The sequence below is a fragment of the Citrobacter sp. S55_ASV_140 genome (assembly GCF_018919505.1).
Taxonomy (GTDB): Bacteria; Pseudomonadota; Gammaproteobacteria; order Enterobacterales; family Enterobacteriaceae; genus Citrobacter; species Citrobacter werkmanii.
The window spans coordinates 19,136-39,152 of the sequence record NZ_JAHLQZ010000024.1; the positions used below are offsets into that span (position 1 = coordinate 19,136).

14 protein-coding genes are annotated in these 20,017 nt (G+C 53.5%); 2 read left to right on the forward strand and 12 right to left on the reverse strand.

All coding sequences use genetic code 11. The annotated features are described in order from the left end of the window. Positions 1-28: 28 nt before the first annotated feature. The 6 genes from mhpE to KQJ18_RS06420 are packed head-to-tail and all read right to left on the reverse strand — an operon-like array spanning position 29 to position 6,310. Positions 29-1,042 carry a 4-hydroxy-2-oxovalerate aldolase gene (gene mhpE, locus KQJ18_RS06395; protein WP_069323921.1) on the reverse strand — a complete coding sequence of 338 codons (1,014 nt, stop codon included), beginning with the start codon at positions 1,040-1,042 and terminating at the stop codon, positions 29-31. Continuing rightward, the gene (gene mhpF, locus KQJ18_RS06400) at positions 1,039-1,989 is read right to left on the reverse strand and encodes an acetaldehyde dehydrogenase (RefSeq protein WP_038638040.1); all 951 of its coding nucleotides are present in this window, start codon (positions 1,987-1,989) and stop codon (positions 1,039-1,041) included. Before mhpF ends, mhpE begins: the two co-directional genes overlap by 4 nt. Next, complete coding sequence (gene mhpD, locus KQJ18_RS06405; protein WP_216421688.1) at positions 1,986-2,795, reverse strand: 2-keto-4-pentenoate hydratase; 810 nt, start codon at positions 2,793-2,795, stop codon at positions 1,986-1,988. Before mhpD ends, mhpF begins: the two co-directional genes overlap by 4 nt. A 9-nt stretch (positions 2,796-2,804) precedes the next feature. After that, entirely contained in the window at positions 2,805-3,671 is an 867-nt protein-coding gene (gene mhpC / locus KQJ18_RS06410) for a 2-hydroxy-6-oxonona-2,4-dienedioate hydrolase (protein WP_069323918.1), read from the reverse strand. A gap of 28 nt (positions 3,672-3,699) precedes the next feature. Continuing rightward, positions 3,700-4,644, reverse strand: coding sequence for a 2,3-dihydroxyphenylpropionate/2,3-dihydroxicinnamic acid 1,2-dioxygenase (mhpB, locus tag KQJ18_RS06415; RefSeq protein ID WP_038638031.1), 945 nt, complete (start codon positions 4,642-4,644; stop codon positions 3,700-3,702). 1 nt (position 4,645) lies between these two features. Continuing rightward, entirely contained in the window at positions 4,646-6,310 is a 1,665-nt protein-coding gene (locus tag KQJ18_RS06420; protein ID WP_216421689.1) for a bifunctional 3-(3-hydroxy-phenyl)propionate/3-hydroxycinnamic acid hydroxylase, read from the reverse strand. A gap of 190 nt (positions 6,311-6,500) precedes the next feature. On the opposite strand from KQJ18_RS06420, the gene KQJ18_RS06425 reads away from it, so the two are divergent. Further along, positions 6,501-7,313 carry a DNA-binding transcriptional regulator gene (locus KQJ18_RS06425; protein WP_159121184.1) on the forward strand — a complete coding sequence of 271 codons (813 nt, stop codon included), beginning with the start codon at positions 6,501-6,503 and terminating at the stop codon, positions 7,311-7,313. Positions 7,314-7,481: 168 nt separating this feature from the next. Then, entirely contained in the window at positions 7,482-8,339 is an 858-nt protein-coding gene (locus KQJ18_RS06430) for an alpha/beta fold hydrolase (RefSeq protein WP_069323915.1), read from the forward strand. A gap of 114 nt (positions 8,340-8,453) precedes the next feature. Here the strand turns inward: KQJ18_RS06430 and KQJ18_RS06435 are convergent, their stop codons facing one another. From KQJ18_RS06435 to KQJ18_RS06460, 6 genes are all read right to left on the reverse strand, one after another. Next, complete coding sequence (locus tag KQJ18_RS06435; protein WP_038638023.1) at positions 8,454-9,170, reverse strand: YebC/PmpR family DNA-binding transcriptional regulator; 717 nt, start codon at positions 9,168-9,170, stop codon at positions 8,454-8,456. A gap of 382 nt (positions 9,171-9,552) precedes the next feature. After that, entirely contained in the window at positions 9,553-10,029 is a 477-nt protein-coding gene (locus KQJ18_RS06440) for a cold shock domain-containing protein (protein WP_216421690.1), read from the reverse strand. An 86-nt stretch (positions 10,030-10,115) separates the two neighbouring features. Continuing rightward, positions 10,116-10,361: a YmjA family protein gene (locus tag KQJ18_RS06445; RefSeq protein WP_069323914.1), complete on the reverse strand. Its 246-nt coding sequence runs from the start codon at positions 10,359-10,361 to the stop codon at positions 10,116-10,118. 442 nt (positions 10,362-10,803) lie between these two features. Next, positions 10,804-10,974, reverse strand: coding sequence for a hypothetical protein (locus KQJ18_RS06450; RefSeq protein WP_216421691.1), 171 nt, complete (start codon positions 10,972-10,974; stop codon positions 10,804-10,806). Positions 10,975-11,471: 497 nt separating this feature from the next. Next, positions 11,472-11,657 (reverse strand): CPCC family cysteine-rich protein, encoded by a 186-nt coding sequence (locus KQJ18_RS06455; RefSeq protein ID WP_071531845.1) that lies wholly within the window; start codon positions 11,655-11,657, stop codon positions 11,472-11,474. Positions 11,658-12,344: 687 nt separating this feature from the next. After that, positions 12,345-20,017 (reverse strand): hemagglutinin repeat-containing protein (locus KQJ18_RS06460; RefSeq protein ID WP_253297460.1); only part of this gene is annotated, 7,673 nt, incomplete at its 5' end.

Sequence of the window (20,017 nt, forward strand, 5' to 3'; positions counted from 1 at the left end):
TGATACGTTGCCAGCCGCGTAATCATTTTTATTTGCTGTGGCGCAGATCCAGCGCCACGTCGACGATCATATCTTCCTGGCCACCCACCATTCGGCGCTTGCCCAGTTCAACCAGAATATCAACCGCGCTCAGGCCGTAACGCGCCGCCGCCACTTCACAATGACGCAGGAAACTGGAGTACACCCCGGCATAGCCCAGCGCCAGCGTTTCGCGATCCACCCGCACCGGGCGGTCCTGCAGCGGACGCACCAGATCGTCGGCAGCATCCATCAGCGCATACAGATCGGTGCCATGCTGCCAGCCGAGCTTATCCGCAGCAGCGATAAACACTTCCAGCGGCGCATTGCCCGCGCCTGCGCCCATCCCCGCCAGGCTGGCGTCGATACGATCGCAGCCCTCTTCCACCGCAGCAATCGAGTTCGCCACACCGAGACTGAGGTTGTGGTGCGCATGCATTCCGGTTTCCGTCTCCGGCTTCAGTACCGCTTTCAAGGCGCGGAAGCGGGCGCGAATATCACTCATGTTCATCGCCCCGCCGGAATCGACCACGTAGATACAAGTCGCGCCGTAGGTTTCCATCAGCTTCGCCTGCTGCGCCAGATTTTCCGGCGTGGTCATGTGGCTCATCATCAGAAAGCCGACGGTATCCATACCCAGCTCGCGCGCATACTGAATATGCTGGGCCGACACGTCCGCTTCGGTACAGTGGGTCGCCACGCGTACCACCCGCGCCCCGGCCTGATACGCATTTTTCAGGTCGTGAATAGTACCGATCCCCGGCAGTAACAGCGTGGCGATCTTAGCGTGCTGCACCACGTCTGCCGCCGCTTCAATCCACTCGAGATCGCTGTGCGCGCCAAAGCCGTAGTTAAAGCTGGAACCTTGTAAACCGTCGCCATGCGCCACTTCAATAGAATCGACCCGCGCATCGTCCAGCGCTTTCGCAATCTGGCGCACGTTTTCCAGCGAATACTGGTGACGAATGGCGTGCATACCGTCACGCAGGGTCACGTCAGAGATATAGAGTTTTTTACCGTTCATGCTGCTTCTCCTGACTGACGGGTGAGTGACTGCGCCATCTTCTCAGCGGTCGCCAGCGCGCTGGAGGTCATTATGTCGAGGTTGCCCGCATAGGCAGGTAAATAGTGCGCCGCGCCTTCCACTTCCAGATATACCGCGGTTTTCAGCCCGGAAAACTGGCCGATACCCGGCAGATTCACCGGTTTATCCTGCGGGATAACTTCAAACTGTACGCGCTGTTTCAGGCGATAACCCGGCACATAGGCCTGTACCGCCGCCGCCATCTCGTTGATGGACGCTTCAACTTCAATCTCGGAGGCCGCTTCGCTTAGCACATACACCGTGTCGCGCATCATCAGCGGCGGTTCAGCCGGGTTGAGCACAATGATGGCTTTACCTTTTTCGGCGCCGCCGACCACTTCAATCGCCTTTGAGGTGGTTTCGGTGAACTCATCAATATTGGCGCGAGTGCCCGGTCCCGCAGATTTACTGGCGATAGAGGCAATAATTTCAGCGTAATGGACTTTTGCCACGCGAGAGACAGCCGCCACCATTGGGATGGTCGCCTGCCCGCCGCAAGTCACCATATTGACGTTCTGCTGATCAACGTTAGCCTCCAGATTCACCACCGGCACGCAGTATGGACCGATCGCCGCGGGCGTCAGGTCGATCAGGCGGATCCCCGGTTTAATGGCGCGCAGCGCGGCGTCGTTCTTCACATGTGCGCCCGCGCTGGTGGCATCAAACACGATGTCGATATCGGCAAATTCCGGCATGGCGATAAGCCCTGTCACCCCTTCATGGGTGGTGGCAACGCCCATACGTCTGGCGCGTGCCAGACCATCGGATTGCGGGTCAATACCGACCATCACCGCCATCTCCAGGTGCACGCCGTGGCGCAGAATTTTAATCATCAAATCGGTGCCGATGTTGCCGGAGCCGATAATGGCGACTTTACGCTTACTCATGACTGACTTCCTTTTGTAACCGCCGCTGAAAAAGTGGCGGCAACTGAACCAAAACCGTCGATATGGGCTTCAAAACGATCGCCCGCATTCACTGATACCATCGGGCCTAACGCCCCGGTGAGAATGATGTCCCCCGCACGCAGCGGCTCGCCGAGGCTGGCCATTTTGCGCGCCAGCCAGACGGCGGCGTTGATCGGATGCCCCAGACATTCGCTGCCGCGCCCACTGGAGACCTCTTCGTTATTGCGCGTCATTTTCATTGCGCAATTTTTCAGATCTAACCCGGCCGGACGCTGCGCCGGCCCGCCGACCACATACACGCCGCAGGAGGCATTATCCGCCACGGTATCAACAAACTTTATTGACCAGTCGCGGATACGACTGCCGACCACTTCGAGCGCGGGCAGCACCCACTCGATGGCGTTATACAGCTCATCAAAAGTGGTGTCGGCATTGGGTAGATCGCGGTTCAGCACCAGCGCAATTTCCGCTTCAATACGCGGTTGCAGTACACGTGAAAACGGAATGGTGTCGTTATCGCCGTAGCACATGTCGGCAAACAGCGTTCCGAAGTCTGGCTGATCGACCCCCAATTGCTGTTGCACTTTCGGGTGCGTCAGCCCCACTTTGCGCCCAACCACGCGCCGCCCGCGCGCCACGTTGTCCTGCACGTTGATGCGCTGAATGGCATAGGCCGCTTCGGCATTGTCCATGCCAATCAGTTCACGCAGCGGGGCGATAGCTTCTCCTTTTTCCTCTGCCAGGCGTAAATCGGCGGCTAACTGCTCAAGATTAAGATTCGTCATGTCCGTTCCTTAAGGGCGTGCGAGGAAGTTCAGCACCAGTTGGTTAAAGGCATCCGCATGTTCCCACTGCGCCCAGTGCCCGCAGTCGCGGTAGATGTGCAGTTCAGAACCGGCAATCCCGGAGAGCAGGCGCAGACCGGCGTCCATCGGCACGAACCGGTCGTTGCGGCCCCAGACAATCAGGGTCTGAGCCTTGATTTCACCCAAACGCGGGCTGAAGTCCGGGAACTGTTTCGGGTTGGCTTCCAGACTCTGGACAAAGTTGTCCAGGTGATCGCGGCGCGACAGCATGTTATTCAGGCGCGCCTCAAACAGCGCTTCAGTCAGGTCACTGGTGTCGAAGACAAAAATCTCCATCATCAGCTTCAGATTTTCGATGGTCGGCTCACGATATAGCTGATTCAGACGCTTGATGCCTTCGGTCGGCATCGGGGTAAACAGGCTCATGCCGCCCGTTCCACCGCCCATCAGCACCAGCTTGCCCACGCGCTCCGGCCAGCTCAAAGTAAACGCCACTGCACTGTGGCCACCCATTGAGTTGCCCAGCAAGTGGATTTTCTGAATATCCAGCTGATCGACCACGCTTTTCAGAATGCGAGCGTTGAGATCGGATCGTGACCCGCGGTTAACGATCCCATCGCTTTTCCCCCAGCCAGGACAATCCAGCAGGATCACCCGGTATCCGGCCTCAACCAGCGGATCGATGTTGCGGCTGAAGTTCGCCCAGCCCGTCGCGCCAGGACCTGAGCCGTGCAGTAGCACCACGGTCTCTTCGCCCTGCCCACAGTCATTGAAATGCACGCGTAAGGTTTCGCCTGCTTCCTGCACCTCCAGAAAACGGCTGGTGGCGGCTTCGGTTTGCGGTTGGTAAGTCATGCTCTTCTCCTGCATATTCAGTTCTGTTTCAGTTCTGTGTGGTGGCGCTCAGGGAGCCGAATCCGGCGATCCACTCCGGGATCGGGCGATAATAACGGCCTTCGCTGCGCCAGTTGCCAAAGGCAGAAATGGCGGCGAAGGCGGCAACCCAGGTTTTCACTTCGTGCGTTGATTTGCCCGCCATCGCGGATAGCTCTTCATTGCTGACCGCGTCCAGCTCCTGCAAACGCCCCTGCTCAAGCAGGGTCATAAAGCGGTTATCCCAGACGGGGTTAAGCGGGTGCAACGTGTGCTGGTCTTGCACAAATTTCTCGGCGGCACTGATCACTCGCTGCTGGCGCAATTCACGCTCGTTTTCGGGTAACTGTTTGCCGCTGCCGAGCAGGCGGTCGCGCATATGGGCATCGGCCTTTGCCAGCTCCGGCACCGGTGGCTGATGCGACAGGCCGCCGGAACCTAAAAACAGCACGCGTTTATTCAGCGAACTGGCGAAACGACCAATGGCTTCACCGAGCATGCGGGTACGCTGAAAGCCCGGCAGCGGCGTGGCGACGCCGTTAATAAACACCGGTAACACCGGGACCTTATCCAGACCGCCGAGCAAAAACTCCAGCGGCTGCGCAAAGCCGTGATCGACCTGCATGTTGTAGGACACGGCAAGATCGATACCGCTTTTCATCACCGCATGGGCGCAGGCCTCAGCGAGATCGGTGGGCACCGGCAGTTCCCCGGCGGCACTGCCGAAATCGCCGATTGCGGTGGCCCCTACGCCTAAACAGAACGGCGGCATCACATCGTAGAAAAAACCGTTGTAGTGATCGGGGGCAAACAGCACCACCAGCTCAGGATCGAACGCCGCAATACGTGCGCGGGCGCTGGCGATCACGCCGTTAACTTCATCGAGCACGGCCTGCGCCGGGTCGACATAGCCCACCAGCGGCGAGTGGGAAAGACAGTGAAGATAAGCGTGCATATCAGGCTACCTTTTCAACAGGAAGATCGGTATTTACGCGGGTGAGCGTCATCATCGACGCCAGTTTATTCAGGGTGTTGCCCAGGGTTTGCGGAATAGCGATGGCGGCGACAAAGCGGTCCGGGCGCATCACCACCAGCGCGGCATTGTGTTGGGCAAACCACGCGCGCAGACGGTTTTGCGTATCGCCAATGCGGGTAACGCCGTCATGGTTATCCTGATCGGTATGTATCTGCGTATCCGGCACCACCTGGATAAACCGCGTCCCCAGCGCCTGCCATTGCTGGATCTGCGCTTCACTCATGCCCCATAGCGGATTACAGCCCCAGCCAATCACCGCGAAATTCGGGCCAATGACGTTATCGAGCAACGTCACTTCGCCGGTTTCCAGCGTGACCTTCGGCTGGATAAACATCTTGCCGACTGGCGAGGTTTTCGCGTCACCTTCACGCACCAACGCCCCGATGTGGTACTGCGGCATCGGCTTAAAGCGCATTTCAAGGAAGTAACGTTTGACCGGCGGAATGTAGTTCAACAGCCAGGAAACTCCGTCGCGCACCGCGCCGTGCCAGCGTTTTGGCGGCGCCAGCACGTTGCCTGCGGTAACCGACAAATCGATCATCGCTTTGGCATGATCGCGGCGCTCCTGCTGGTAGGTATCCAGCAGCGCATCACCGGCTTTGCCATTAATCACCAGCGCCAGTTTCCACGCCAGATTGAAGGCATCGCGCATACCGCTGTTGTACCCCTGCCCCTGCCAGACCGGCATAATGTGCGCCGCGTCGCCCGCCAGCAGCACACGGTCAATACGAAAGCGTTCGGCCAGCCGGGCGTTATGGGTGTACACGCGCTGGCGGATCAGCTCGACGTTATCCGGGTTCGGCAGCACTTTGCTCAAGAGTTGGCGCATATTCTGCGGCTCGCTAAGCTGGGCTTCGGTTTCTCCCGGCATCACCATAAATTCAAAGCGGCGCACCGCATGCGGCAGCGCGGCAGAAACATACGGGCGCACCGGATCGCAGCACAGGTACACATGCGGCGTACTCAGCGGATCGTTGGCGATATCCACTACAATCCACTGATTCGGCGCGGTTTTACCTTCAAATGGCACATTCAGCGAGCGCCTGACGTTGCTGGCGCCACCGTCGCAGGCCACCAGCCACTGGGCCTTCACCGTTTCCCGCTGGCCGTCCGGCGCTTTCAGGTTCAGCGTCACTTCACCATTTTGCTGGCTGAAGGCTTCCAGTTCGCGAGAAAACAGGCAACGCACGTTGGGGAAACGCGACAGCCCTTCCAGCATCACCGCATCCACCTGCGGCTGAATGAACGCATTGCGGCGCGACCAGCCAAATTCGTCGGTCATCGGCTGGATATCGGCAAAGCAGCGGCCTTTCGGGGTAAGAAAGCGCATCGCGTGCCACGGCGTGGTGTGTGGCAAAACGTTCTCGACCAGACCAACGGACTGCATGGTGCGCAGCGCTTCATCGTCAATACCGATGGCTCGGGGATAGTCGATCAGCGTGTCGAGCTTCTCTACCACCAGCACCTCAATGCCCATCTGGCCAAGATAGTTCGCCATCATCAGCCCTACCGGGCCGGCTCCAGCAATCGCTACCTGCGCGGTGTGCTGCACTGCGGGTTGGATATCAGGATTTATAGTTGTCATTTCAGAACCTCACTACTCGGACAAAACGCAATTGCAGGCCCTGGTGAGGCGCAATTTGCTTTGTTAAAAATATGTGAATAATTTTTATTGTGCGGTCAGTATAGAAGTGCGTTTTTGCGCTACAATCAAAACATGCTTGGATGTGCACTAAGTGCACAACGTTGTTTTACCTATATATTTGTCAATGAATATGAAAAGTGACGACGGTACCGAATACAAAACCGTGCGCGGGTTAACGCGCGGGTTAATGTTATTAAATATGTTAAATCGGCTTGACGGCGGGGCCAGCGTTGGCCTGCTGGCAGAGCTGAGCGGCCTGCACCGCACCACGGTCAGACGTCTGCTGGAAACGTTGCAGGATGAGGGTTACGTCCGGCGCAGCCTGTCCGATGACAGCTTTCGCTTAACCATTAAAGTCCGTCAGCTCAGCGAGGGATTTCGTGACGAGCAGTGGATTTCTGCGCTCGCCGCCCCGCTGTTGGGGGATTTGCTGCGCGAAGTCATCTGGCCGACCGACGTGTCCACGCTGGACGTTGACGCGATGGTGGTGCGTGAAACCACCCACCGCTTCAGCCGCCTGTCGTTTCACCGGGCAATGGTCGGACGTCGTTTACCGCTGTTAAAAACCGCATCCGGCCTGACCTGGCTGGCATTTTGCCCGGAGAATGAACGTCAGCAACTGATTGAAATGCTGGCCTCAAGACCAGGAGAAGAGTTCCAGTTAGCCCGCGAACCGCTAAAGCTCGACGCTATTCTGGCCCGCGCACGTAAAGACGGCTTTGGACAGAACTATCGCGGGTGGGATCAGGAAGAAAAAATCGCCTCCATCGCCGTTCCCATCCGCAGCGAACAGCGGGTTATTGGTTGCCTGAACCTGGTGTATATGGCCAGCGCCATGACCATCGAGCAGGCAGCGGAAAAGCATCTTCCGGCCTTACAAAAAGTGGCGAAACAGATAGAGGACGGCGTGGAGTCACAAGAGATTTTGGTTACCGGGAGGTGAAGTAGATCACATTTGTTGGCGGATTATCCAAAGCTTAAATAACCTTCCGCATTCCCGGTCTCCTTTAACGAGACCGGGATACAGAACAAAAAAATCGCCAGATTCGCTAGTTAAAGCTACATTGAATTCAGAACCAACTGGTATGACCACACAGATAAGGCTCAATGAATGAATTCAATAATAATACCCGTAAATGAAGGCGGATTTCTGTCCGCCACGATTTGGGAAAGAAGCGATGCCAAAGCGATCGTTATTCTTCATCCAGCCACGGCGGTTGTACAGGCGTTTTATAAGGGGTTCGCAGAGTACCTTTTTAACCAGGGATTCAGTGTCGTCACTTACGATTATCGGGGAACGGGCCGCTCGAAATCCGGGAAGCTCCGTAGCTACAGCATCTCAATGTCAGACTGGATCGAGCAGGACGTGGGCTGCATTACTGCCTGGGCTAAAACGCGTTTTCCCGGACTTAACCTGCTGGCGGTAGGACACAGTGTCGGCGGGCATGCGGTTCTGCTTTCCACGGCCACTTCCGCCCTGCACGCGGCCGTCATTGTGGCCTCCCATGCCGGGGTAACGAGCACAATAAAACAAACGGCAGAGAAAGTGCGGGTCTGGTGCCTGCTGCGTGTTCTGGCCCCGGTTCTTTGCCGTATCTTCGGGTATATGCCTGCCAGGCGCCTTGGGCTGGGCGAAGATTTGCCAGCTCCAGTGATGCTTCAGTGGGGACGCTGGAGCGCAATGCCGGGTTATTTCTACGACGATCCAGACTGGGATGCACGCCAACGGGCAAGTGAGATAACCTTGCCTTTACTGGTGATGGGTTTTGATGACGACCCGTGGGCTAACCCTGAAGCCATTGCATCCCTGATGGAGCCAGTGCAAAACGCAAAAATCGAACATCGCGAAATTCGGCACGCAGATTATGGTCTTTCTTCAGTTGGACACATGGGCTTTTTTCGAACGCGGAGTGCGGATAAATTATGGCCTATCGTCGGTCAGTGGCTGGCGAGACAGAGCCAGAATTGAGCCAGCAGATATTTAATTTTATTTTCTGCCGTACTGTCAGGCCAGATATACTTTTTATAACAAATCTAATCGTTAAAAAAATCTGCCACAATGACAGATTTCTTTAATTTAGAATTAGAGATTTGCAACGTTATGATATACTTTTTGAACATCGTCGTCATCTTCAAGAGCATCAACAAGCCCTGCAAAGATTTCTAAATCTTCTGGCGACAGTTCAATTTCTGATTGAGCAATCATTTCTAATTCTGTTGTTGAAAACTCTGTAATTCCCGCTGCTTTTAACGCTGCAATGCCTTTGTGAAGGTCGGTAGACTCAGTATAAATAATGATATTTCCTTCGTCTTCGGTGACATCACGAACATCAACTTCAGCTTCAAGCAAAATTTCAAAAACATGGTCGGGGTCAGTGCCTTTAAATACGATTACACCAGTATTGTCAAACATATAGCTGACAGAACCTGCCGCCCCGATATTCCCGCCTTTTTTATTGAAGATTGAGCGAATATTAGCAATCGTGCGGTTAACGTTTGATGTCAGGGTTTCAGCGATAATCATGGAACCGCTTGGGCCAAAACCTTCATAACGCCCTTGCATGAACGTTTCGTCGCTGCCACCTTTGGCTTTATCAATAGCTTTATCAATAACGTGCTTGGGAACCTGGGCTTGTTTCGCACGTTCAATAACGAATTTTAAAGCTGTGTTTAATTCTGGGTCTGGATCACCTTGTTTAGCGGCAGCATAGATTTCCACACCGAATTTTGAATATACTTTAGACGTTGCACCGTCTTTAGCCGTTTTTTTACCAACAATATTGGCCCATTTACGTCCCACTGGAATACACTCCCCGAAAATTTATTTACATTACGCGCAGATTAATAAACCGCGAGTTTTCTCCACCATATTATATCATGATGTGTAAATTCTCGTCTATGAGAAATGAAAATATCAAAACTTCATGAGCTGCTACTTTTATTTAATTAATAATTAACATTATGAATAGGTTATTACCAGACTCCCTGCTGGTTCTTTTGTTTTTATCCTAACTAATTGGACCACAGTAATAATAAGGACGCGAAACCAGCGGCGGCTTCAGCAATTACATAAAGTGTTCTGCTCTGGGCGAGCGGTTTCTTGCATCCTCAGCGCTCAGAGCAACACTATCCGCATGGGGCAATGAATAACAGAGTTGCGGCACTTATCAGTCTGACGAGCTTCAGACCTTAAGCAATTTTACTGTCGCATCGATGTCGATTTCATCTTCGGAGAAGATCAGCGTCGTACCCTGGAAAGTGGTGATAGCCAGTTTTTTCAGCTTACGCATTTCGCCTGGCTTCACCTCTGATTTCGGCCGGATGCTGTTCATCAGCACGCCGACAGACAGCACCGCGTTTTCTTTATCAATACGGGTTTCGACAGGAACTTCTTCACTGTATACCAGGTACGACTTGATCGCCGTGAGCTTCAGACGCTCGCCCGCGATATAGATGTATTTGCTGTCTGGTATGACTTTCACCGCATAGGCAGACAGACCTTTGTTGTTGGTGGTCGGTTCAAAGGTTACCGCCGCGTCTTTCTTGATCAGCTCAGGATTAGCAACCTTAATCACATGAAAATAGCGGTTATCGCCATTTTCATCTTTGATAAATCCAAAGCCTTTATCTTTAAACCACATTGTGATTGTTCCGTTCATTGCTGTTTCCACCTGATTAAATCTTATACTCGCAGAGTATATCTACTGAATTTGCGCGCAGTGTAAAACACAGACCACGTCTTTGGCTACTCGTTACCCCAGCGATTGAGGAACTCCGCGATATCGTCGATACGCTGCGCGTCGACACCGGCCACGGTTGCCATCTCCTGCTGCGCTTCTTCGCTGATCTCTTCGTTGTTCATTAAACGGGTGATCAGTTGCTGGAAGTAGTGCGCCAGCGCATCGCGTTCGGCATCGTTTACCGGCTTTGCGGCTTCGGTCGCGTACTCGTCGGCGATATCATAATATTTTAGCGGAATGTCGTTATTCATGAGGTGCTCCGGGGTGAATGCGTGTGCCAGCAGTTGTCTGCCACGTCTGATGTGAATGATAGCATTCTTATTTCATGGTTCGCGATCTGTTTTATTGGCGGTTACACATTACATATATCAACACTATTTTCTTGAGCCGCTTCGCATTTAATAAATATGCCATTTTTAAATGACGACAGTTTTATTAAGTACGGTGTGATAGCCATAGGTTAAATAGTGTAGTAGCAAAGGGGCACAAACACCTTTATTCCGCTTAATACATGACAACTTACAAGAAGCTGATTATCGCTGACACAAATTTTATGCCAGAACCCGCCATTGCCCAGGCATATTCAGGTGTTTCACCAGATGCCCCCTAAAACCACGAATTACTACGCAAAAAACCGCTTTCCCCCTGCACAGTATGCTGACAGGTACGGCAAGTAGTCACCTGCGAACGTAATCAGCGCAGGGCAGTTCCGCCTTCACCCAGCTTTTCCCTGACCTGATTTTTCAGGGATTCAGCAGCCTGTTTTGCCGCTTCGCGGGCCCGATCACCACTCAGCGAGTTATTCTCAACAACAACTTTTTCCGTTGCGAAGTCAGCCTGTAAAAAACAGTTTTTCCTGTTCACTCAGCAAGTTACAACCCAGTTTTCCTGCTGCATTTTGCTGTACTGGACCCAACGCCCCGATACGCACTTTTGACCCATGTCACGCTACCGCCCCGCCGTGACTTTCCGGCCTACAACTCCCGCATCATAGCAGCGCCGTCAGTTGCTGCCATTAACCGTCCTAAGTTTTCAGACCACAACCACGCTGATGAACCACCTCGTTTAACCCGACAACCCGTGACGGAGGGATTTACTGACGGAGTGCCGATTAAGATCCGGGTGATGCCGGACTGCATCGTTATCACCACGCAGAACACCCGCTAACTGTACGGCTGCGCCGAGGGGCTGGGCGTGGTCTCCGTCAACGGGCCGAAGATGAAGCAGTGGCTCAGGGCGTTCCCCTGCGTGCTGAACGACACTGGGGATCGACCTGCGATCAAGCGTGAGCGCGGGCATTTTGGGTGAGCCTGACGGCTAATAAACAGATCCTGGCCTGGGGGCCGGGATAAAATATTCAGTTACTGTTCGTTAAATGCTCTTTTCGCCTCATTTAAACTCGGAGAATTTGCCCCGCCAGAAAAATCTGGATCAGCCGATTGTACAGGGTCATCTTCCCATCCACATATAGGGCAAATTTCATAACAACCCGGCTCATCAATTGTCTTATTTCCACAGCATGGACAAGGATAAGAGCCGTTATTCATCATTGCTTGTTCCAATATTCGAGACCTTTCTCTGGTTTAAACATTGTACGCGGTACACCATTTATATCTTTTGAAGCAAAGACATTAGTCACAGGATTGTAATACAGTGTGTCTCCGTTAGGGCGAGTTTTAGTTAAAGTGCCTGGCGGTGGGTTTGTCATAAAATTATGTGCAGCATCAACATATTGCTTCGCATTCTGATACTATGGAAACTCTTTCCCATGTTTTGTCCAATGCCCATAGGCATTACCTACAGGTTCTGCTTTCTTGGTTTCTGTCCAAATTTGAGTGTCTTTAGATTTACCGCCTTTAGCTATCCCACCACCACCTTTCAGTGGCTCACCATCTGCACCTTCAACCCCGATTGGCAGCGGGTTTATCGGAATAATGGATGGCAGCTTGTCATTCTTGTTACCCAGCGCATTATTCTCAACGACTATTTTTTCCTATGACGCTCATGCAACTTATTTTTCAACCATACTCCTGCACCTAATACTACTCCTGCAATGCTCCCTTTTGTTAATGCAATATGTAATGCCTCTTTCCATGAAAAAAGGAATGCCCCATCATTAAAGTAGAAAATTGTTGACACTCCTAGCTGGCATATGAAAAGAACAACAGAGATTAAAGCTGTACAGTACACAACCAAGAAAAGAAGCCAAAAGATACTAACCTTACTGAAGAGATTCATTGCTTCTTCTCCCGCTTGTCTAACTCATCTTTTACAGCTTTTCCTGTAAGTTCAGAAGCAGTAGAACCTGTAACTGCACCAATAACATCCTTTGTCACTTGATCAGTTACCGGAGACAATGAATCAACAACTTTTCCCCCTAAACTACCAGCCGCACTACCAAAGCCAGTACTTATCACGGAGTTAGTCGGATCTTCCCCTTTAATCGCACTGCCAATCGCAGCACCTCCCATATTGATCGCTGCTGATGCCTGCCAGCTTTTACCTGTAGTCGCGGCAGCTGTCACACCGGCAAGAATTGCATCAACATAGCTGAAAGGATCATTCCCGCTAAGTTGTACACCCGTGTTTACGCCCACACCAATTGCCGCATTAAGCGCCATACCTTCTTTTATTGTAGTGCCAAGGACACTGCTGCCAAATAACAATACCGGGTCGCCAATGCTGGCGTTGGATTTATGGTAACCCCAGGTATTCATGATGGTTTGTGCTTTCTGCTGCGCCTCTGTCTGTGGCGCTGACTTCATATAATCCTGCCCAGTCAACATTCCTGCGATCAGCTCTTTAGTCACTGCCTCACCATATTTAGCCTGCATGTCAGATGCATATATCTTCAAATAACTTACCAACTCGGTTCGCTCTGCTGTACTCAATTCGGCTGGTTCTTTATTGAACTTGGCAATCAGTGCATCACTACGTTTATCGGCATTCTCAAGTTGTAAAAATTCTTTCGCGGTTTGCAGGGATTTATCGCCTTTTAAGACTTTCTCTGCCAAAGCATCGCGTTTTTCCGAGGAGGTATTGCTCAGGAAATTGTTTTCCACTGCATTTTTCCCGGCCTGCGCACCTGCTGCGGCTGATGACGTACTGTCTCCTGCCAGACCACCGGCCATCCCTGCTGATATCGTTGCCAGCGCGCTGATGGTCTGCTTCTGATCCTCACGCAGTTGCGACAGGTCCTTCACATCAGGATACAGCATACCTGCAATCGCTCGGGCCGCAAGTTCGCCCGTTGCCGCACCCGCTGCACCCGCTGCCGCGCTGTTACCCTGCATCGCAGCCGCTGCGCCGCCCAGTATCGCGTGGGCAATGACATTTACCGCAGTATTGCCCTCTGTCGATTTAAGCAGATTCGCCAGCTCTGGTGCCGATGCCCCCGCCAGCGCGGCCCCCACATCACCGCCAGCCAGCCCCTGAAGCGCCGCCGTTGCCGCCTGAATTCCCCGCTGAATATCGCTGCCCGTGCCATACTTCGCCAGTTCTTCCTTGTACTTCGGTGTATCTTTCAGCTTATCCGCTGGCAGATTTGGATTGTCCCTCCGCGCCTCTTTGAGCGCAATAATCTCTCCCTGGGTCCTGGCGATATCGGCTGCCTGACCGCCAATGTCGCTGATGAGTCCCACCGCTTTTAGCCGGTTCTGCTCTTTCTCCTTGTCGAAAATCGGGCTGATGCTGCCGTTGGCGTGTTCCGTATCACGGCTCAGATTCGCCACGTCCTGCTTCTGACCGGCTTTATCACGGATAGTTATGGTGCCGTCTGCCACCGCCGCCTGCGTCGTGCCTTCCGCGTGGCCACTGTTGCCAGCGGCTGAAATCATTCCACCCGGCATGTTACCTTTAAACTGATCGCCGCCAAAAGCCCCGCCGCCGCTCAGGCTGGCTCCTGAATGACTGACCTTAAAGTCTGCTTCGTTGTGAATGTCCCTGAACCCCAGCGTTCCGGTATCAAGGCTGTTTTTATCCCCTGGCGCCGTCGAGGCGATTACCGTACCGTCCAGTTGTGTGTGACGTCCTACCACCACATCAAATCCGCCATCGCCAGCAAAAAGCCCGGTCTGCTCCTGCACCGAGTCATAAGTGCTTTTCATCTTGTCCTGGCTGGCACTGATATAGCCCGAACCGGTCATGCTGCCGAAGGTAAAACTGCCGCCTGCTGCTACGCTGTTCTGTTTCGATTTATAGTCGTTGCTGTCCTGCTGGCTACTCATCCACAGGTCGCGACCAATATTCGCCACCACTTTATCGCCGCTGACCTGCGCGCCATTCAGAATGGCATCACGACCACTGGCCATCGATACCGTGCCACCGCTATCAAGCGTGGTCTCAGCCCATGATGTACCGTTACCCTTCTCATGCCCTTTCGCCGCATTCACATTAGCGAAGACGCCAATACCATAGCCATTAGCCCCCCCGCCAATACTGACGCCCACACCACCGCCGCTGCTACTGTTTTTCCCGGTCGTCTGCTGGGTGTTTGCCACTCCGCTCAGTACGATATCGTTCGCTGCCGCAAGCGTGGTATCCCCACCCGCCTTCAACTGGCTTGCGCCAATCAGAATATCGCCGCTGTTTCCACTCTGACCTTTACCCGTCGCCACAATAGCCAGGTCGTTACCTGCATTCAGAGTGCTGCCTGCCGCAGTATCACTCCAGGCATGCTGCTCAGATTTTGATTTCTGGGAAGTCAGGGAAATGCTGACGCCTATACCGTTATTCGGATCGCCACCGGCCTGAGCAACTGCAACACCCTGCGCCGCCTGCACGCCGGAAAGCGCCGCCTTCGTAGCCTTCAGCGCTGCAAGCCGGTCATCACTCTCATCTTTCACATCCTGCGCGGTTTGTACTGCACTGTTTATCGCAGCACCAGCAGCCCCCGACAGCGCCACCGTCAGTCCGCTGGTTTTCTGCTCAAACTTCTCATCACGGGTGCGTTTGTCATGACCCGGTTCAATAAGTACGCTGTCGCCGCGAACAGCAATATCTTTCTGGGCGATGATATCCGCGCCGCCGATATGTGCCTGCTGGCCTGCGGTGATACTGACGTTGCCCCCCGTTGAGCCGACAGTGCTGAAGCTCTCGCTTTGGGTGGTGCCTTGTTCGCGCAGATCGTGCGTCGTTTTACTGCTACCGATGGTGAAACCGATCCCGCCCGACCCCATCAGACCGCTCTTTTTAGTCTCTTTAAAGCGCCATGAGGTATCCGTATTGGTGGCGGCAACAATATCCACATTGTTGCCTGCCCCCAGCGCCACATTGCCGTCACCGGCAACGGCTGAGCCCTGTACCAGAATGTTATTCCCGGCGGCGACCGTCACATTGTTCCCACTCAGCAGCGCGCCTTTTTCCCGCGTAGCGCTGTCTTCTTCAATCGTATGGGTAGTCTTTTTACTGAGGAATCCTTTTTTGGTTTTCGTGGTTTCCTGGTAGTGATAATCGCTCTCTGTGGCGGTCGTGAGATTCACATCCCGGCCTGCCGTTACGCCGATATCGCCCTGCGCCGTAACATCCGCTGCCTGTGCGTTTACATCACGCCCGGCAATAATGACGGCGTCGCCGCCGCTGGCAATTTCCGTTCCCTGCTGGCGTACGGCGTCATTGACCACGGTTTTCTTCTTCGCACGATAACTGTCGCCGTCTGTCGTTGCTTCAGCCAGCAGGTTGACATCTCGCCCGACCAGCAGACCGACATCATTCTCCGCAGCCAGCCCGGCCGCATGGGAATTAATATCCTGACCCGCTTTCAACAGCAGATTGTCACCCGCTGCCACGGTGGTACGGGAAAGCCCGGTGCTGTGCGATTCACTGCCGCCGTTACGGCTACTTTGCTGAGTGGTGCCCGCATTCAGATTAAGATCGTTACCCGCTGTAAGCTGAGCATTCCCCCCCGCGTTAACATCGCTGGCGGTGACGTTGAGGTTATTTCCGGCATTGATACCGAGCTTACCGCCCGAACTGATGGTGCTACCCTGCCAGTCCACTGACGAACGCCCCGTATCTGTTATCCAGCGTCCGGAGTGGCTCCGGGCATCGTTAATCTGGTTGGCATTTACCGCAATATCTCCCCACGCATCCATCAGCAATGAACCGCCTGCAGAGAGATTCGCGCCAGTAACGGTGATATCTTTACCTGCCGAGAGCGACAATTCATCCTGCGCGGTAATGGATGCCACAGACCCCAGCAACGTATCTTTAAAGCTCACATTGCGGTATTTATCCCTGGCACTCACATCAATCTGTTCCGCCAGCGTCAGGTTATTGATGTTGCCGCCCAGACTTTCCAGCGCCACCGTTTTTCCGCTGATGGCGGAGCTGACGTTATTGATATCACCCATCGCGCTCAGGTCGAGATTGCCCCCGGCCTGCATCAGACTATTGTTAAGGTTATTAATACTGTTTTGGCTGTCGAGCGTGAGATCGTTTCTCGCCAACAGCGTACTGCCGGAGTTGGTGATATTCCCGCTGGTCAGCTGAACATTATTCCCGGCAATGACGCTACCGTTATTCACGGTGATATCTTTCGGCGAGAGATACAGCTTCGGTATCATTACCGTTTCACCGTTGACGGTCGCGGCTTCCCACCACAGCATGCTGTGCTCAAGGGACGCGATTTGATCGGCCGTCAGCGCCACCCCAAATGTCAGTCCCAGCGACTGCTGGGTACTGGCAGCGCTATCCATCAGATAACGCATCTGGTCAAGGTCAGAACCAATACCGTTGATGTATCGACTTCCCGTCTTATTCAGCATGGCGTTACTGACATAGCGGGTATCGAACGCCGCATCACCGAGGAAACGGTAGTCATATTCCGGGTTCAGTTTGAGACGATCGAGCATATAGGCCGACCCAAGGAACTGGTTTTGATCGGTATACGCAATATTGGTTTCACGCGGCGCTTCGCCAGGTTTGATACCCAGCATCGCATTCAAATCACCAAACAGGCTGGGATCGAGCTGACCAAGACCGTTCAGTTTCGGGTTAACGTTGATCAGGTACGGGCTTTTCGGATCGTCAGAGACGACGAAATACCCGTTTTTTCCGGAAGGCAACGGATACGCGCTGGTATCCACCATTTTGCCCTGATTTTGCCCGGCAGTATTCACGCCCTTCTCGCCTGGGTTAATCAGGCCATTGAGTTGGCCGAGGCTGGCGTTACCTTTCTGCGTGGTAGAAACAGGGTTGAGCGTAGAATCTGATACGCCGCCGCTTTCCAGCGCGCCTGCGCCGTTAATCTGCTGCAATGCGTCATGCAGTCGATCGTTCCACTGAGGGGAACTGACGCTCACCGTGTCATTGCCTGCCAACGCCTGCTTTTGCACCCCATTACTGATGGTTTGGTTGCTGAGGGTGTTGAGGGTTGGCACAGAAATAGTGGTACCAACTCCACTGTTTGCCGTGATGCTGGTATTACTAATATCATTAGTGAAAGTTGCTGTAATATTCCCACCCGCACTAATCACTGAGCGGTATGACTCACTATCAGCTGTAAACTCTTTCTTAATTTCCCCTAAAACATACGGAACCCCTATGTATTCGAAGCCATCTTTATTGGGTATAACCAGTCTTCCGTAAGAATCAGTGGACTGATACCATTTACCGTATTTTGGATAGCTCTTAAGTCTCTCAGGGGTTAAATTGCAATTATCAGAGAACCACTCACACCGGTATTCCGCCTCTTGATAAACGATTTCATGCCCGGCTTCGGCAGAAAGATTATTTAACGTATCTCCTCTCAGTAAAGCCTCTCTGTCCGAAAGAATATGACTTGCACGGTTATCCATTATTGTAGCGTCGATAACAATATCCCGACCTGCCGCAATACGTGCGGCATCCCCCGTAGCATTCGCTTCAACTATTGATTCACTTAATATAAAACGACGAATATCATTCCCAAGTAAAAGATACTTATATTTATCGTGACAGATCTGACTATTTCCGGCACAACTTTCTCCCCAATAGCTCCAGATAATATTTTCAGGTGATTTCAGCCATTCCTGCAGACTAAGCTCGACATCCGGCTTTTTCTTACCATCACCAATCGTGATTGGGAATAAAAATGGTCCCGAAGGTAATACATTAGAAAATTCCTGATTTCTCTGACTGATAGTAAACCCATCCCGCTGGTTCAGCAGATGTCCTGTTTTTATCGTGATATCACCGTTCTGGGTTTCGATATTGCCGGAAGTGTTGACCACTTCACTGTTGGCATTGCCCGCAGCATCTCGCTGCATCCACAGATTGTTGCCCGCGAGGATATCGCCGCGCTGGTTGGTGATGGTGTTAGCATAAAGCGCCAGATTATTTGCCGCGTACAACAGCGCCGTATTGACGATGGCACCCGGTGCATTGAGCGTCAGAGAGCCACGCGTTCCGGTGAAACCAGCGACTGAAATATTACCGCGACTGGTCAGCGTAATATCGCCACCGCCCTGTAACGTTCCGGCGGCATTGAGCGCCACGCTGTCGCCGCTAAGATAACTGACGCCGCTGCCAGTTGTAATTTGCCCGTTATTGCTGAGCTGTCCGCCCGCCGTCAGGTTGAGCGATTGCCCCTGAAGCACGCTACGGTTGTCGATAGCGCCATCGCTGGTAATGGTCAGTGTTTTACCCGCGGCAAAAGCGCTTTGCGCAGTAAAACCATTCACCAGCTTCAGCGTCAGATTACCCAGCGCAACCACCTGTCCCAACGCACCCAGCCCACGACTTTCAACGAACAGGTCGCCGCCGCTGAACAGTTTCCCTGCCGCATTCTGATTAACTTCGCTGGCATTCACACTCAGTTGCGAGTTGCCTAACAGCGTACCGTTATTCGTCAGTTGCGCGTATTTCACCGCCAGTTGACCGGCCTGCGCGGTTCCCTGGTTGGTAAACCGGGTCCCTGCAAGCGTGGCGCTGTCGGCCAGCCAGTTACCGTCATTGGTGGCCGTTGCCGCATTCAGAATGAGGTTTGTCGCCTGTAACCAGCCTGCGCCGGAATATTCTGCCGTCGTCAGCGTCATTCCCGCGCCGGAAAGCAGTTTGCCGTCATTGAGCGCGCGTGTTGTGGCGTTAAGATGGGTCTCTCCACCGCCCTGCATTAAACCGTAGTTGGACAGCACTGGCGTAGAAAGCGAAAGCCCCTGGCGGCTGACAATCTCCCCGGAAGCCTGGTTTATCAAACCACCGCTCAGCGACAGCGTTGCGCCATTATCCCCTTGTAGTCGTCCGCTGTTGGTCAATGCGCCGGTCGTCATGCCCAACGTCGCACCCTGAATTTTTCCATCGTTGGTGACTGACGCCGCAGTCAGATCCAACGCGCCGCCGCTCAGCATACTGCCCGCTTTCTGCTGCCTGACCGCGCCGTTCATGGCAAGCGTGAGCGCATTTACGCCGCTAATCGCCGCGCTGTTATCAAGGGTTGCCCCCTTCAGCGTAAGATTTTTCGCCGTCCATTGCCCCGAGTTAGTCAGAGAAAGCGCCTGTAGCGTCGCGTTACCAAGGGCGGTAATTTTGCTGCCGGCCGCAGAAGTCAGGTTATTTGCGAGCGTAAACTGCAGGGCGTCGGCGCTTTGTATTGCCCCGTTGTTTGTCAGCGTTTGCGCACTGAGCAGAACGGACTGTCCCTGCCACGTGCCATTATTCGTCACATCGCCAGAAGTGAGTTTCAGCGCTCCCTGCGTCAGCAGTGAACCACCTGCTGCGTTAATCAATTCCTGTTGCGGTGAAGCCATCGCCATTCGCGCCATCAGACGCTGACGAGCCTCCAGCGTCAGGCTTTGCAGGCCGGTCAGCGTGCCCTGATTGTGGATCCTGTTTTGCTGCAAGGTCAGGGTATTTCCCTGTACCGCGCCACTGTTATCGAACTGTGCGCCGTCGAGCGTTACATCGCTCTCGCTGAGCAGCCTTCCACTGT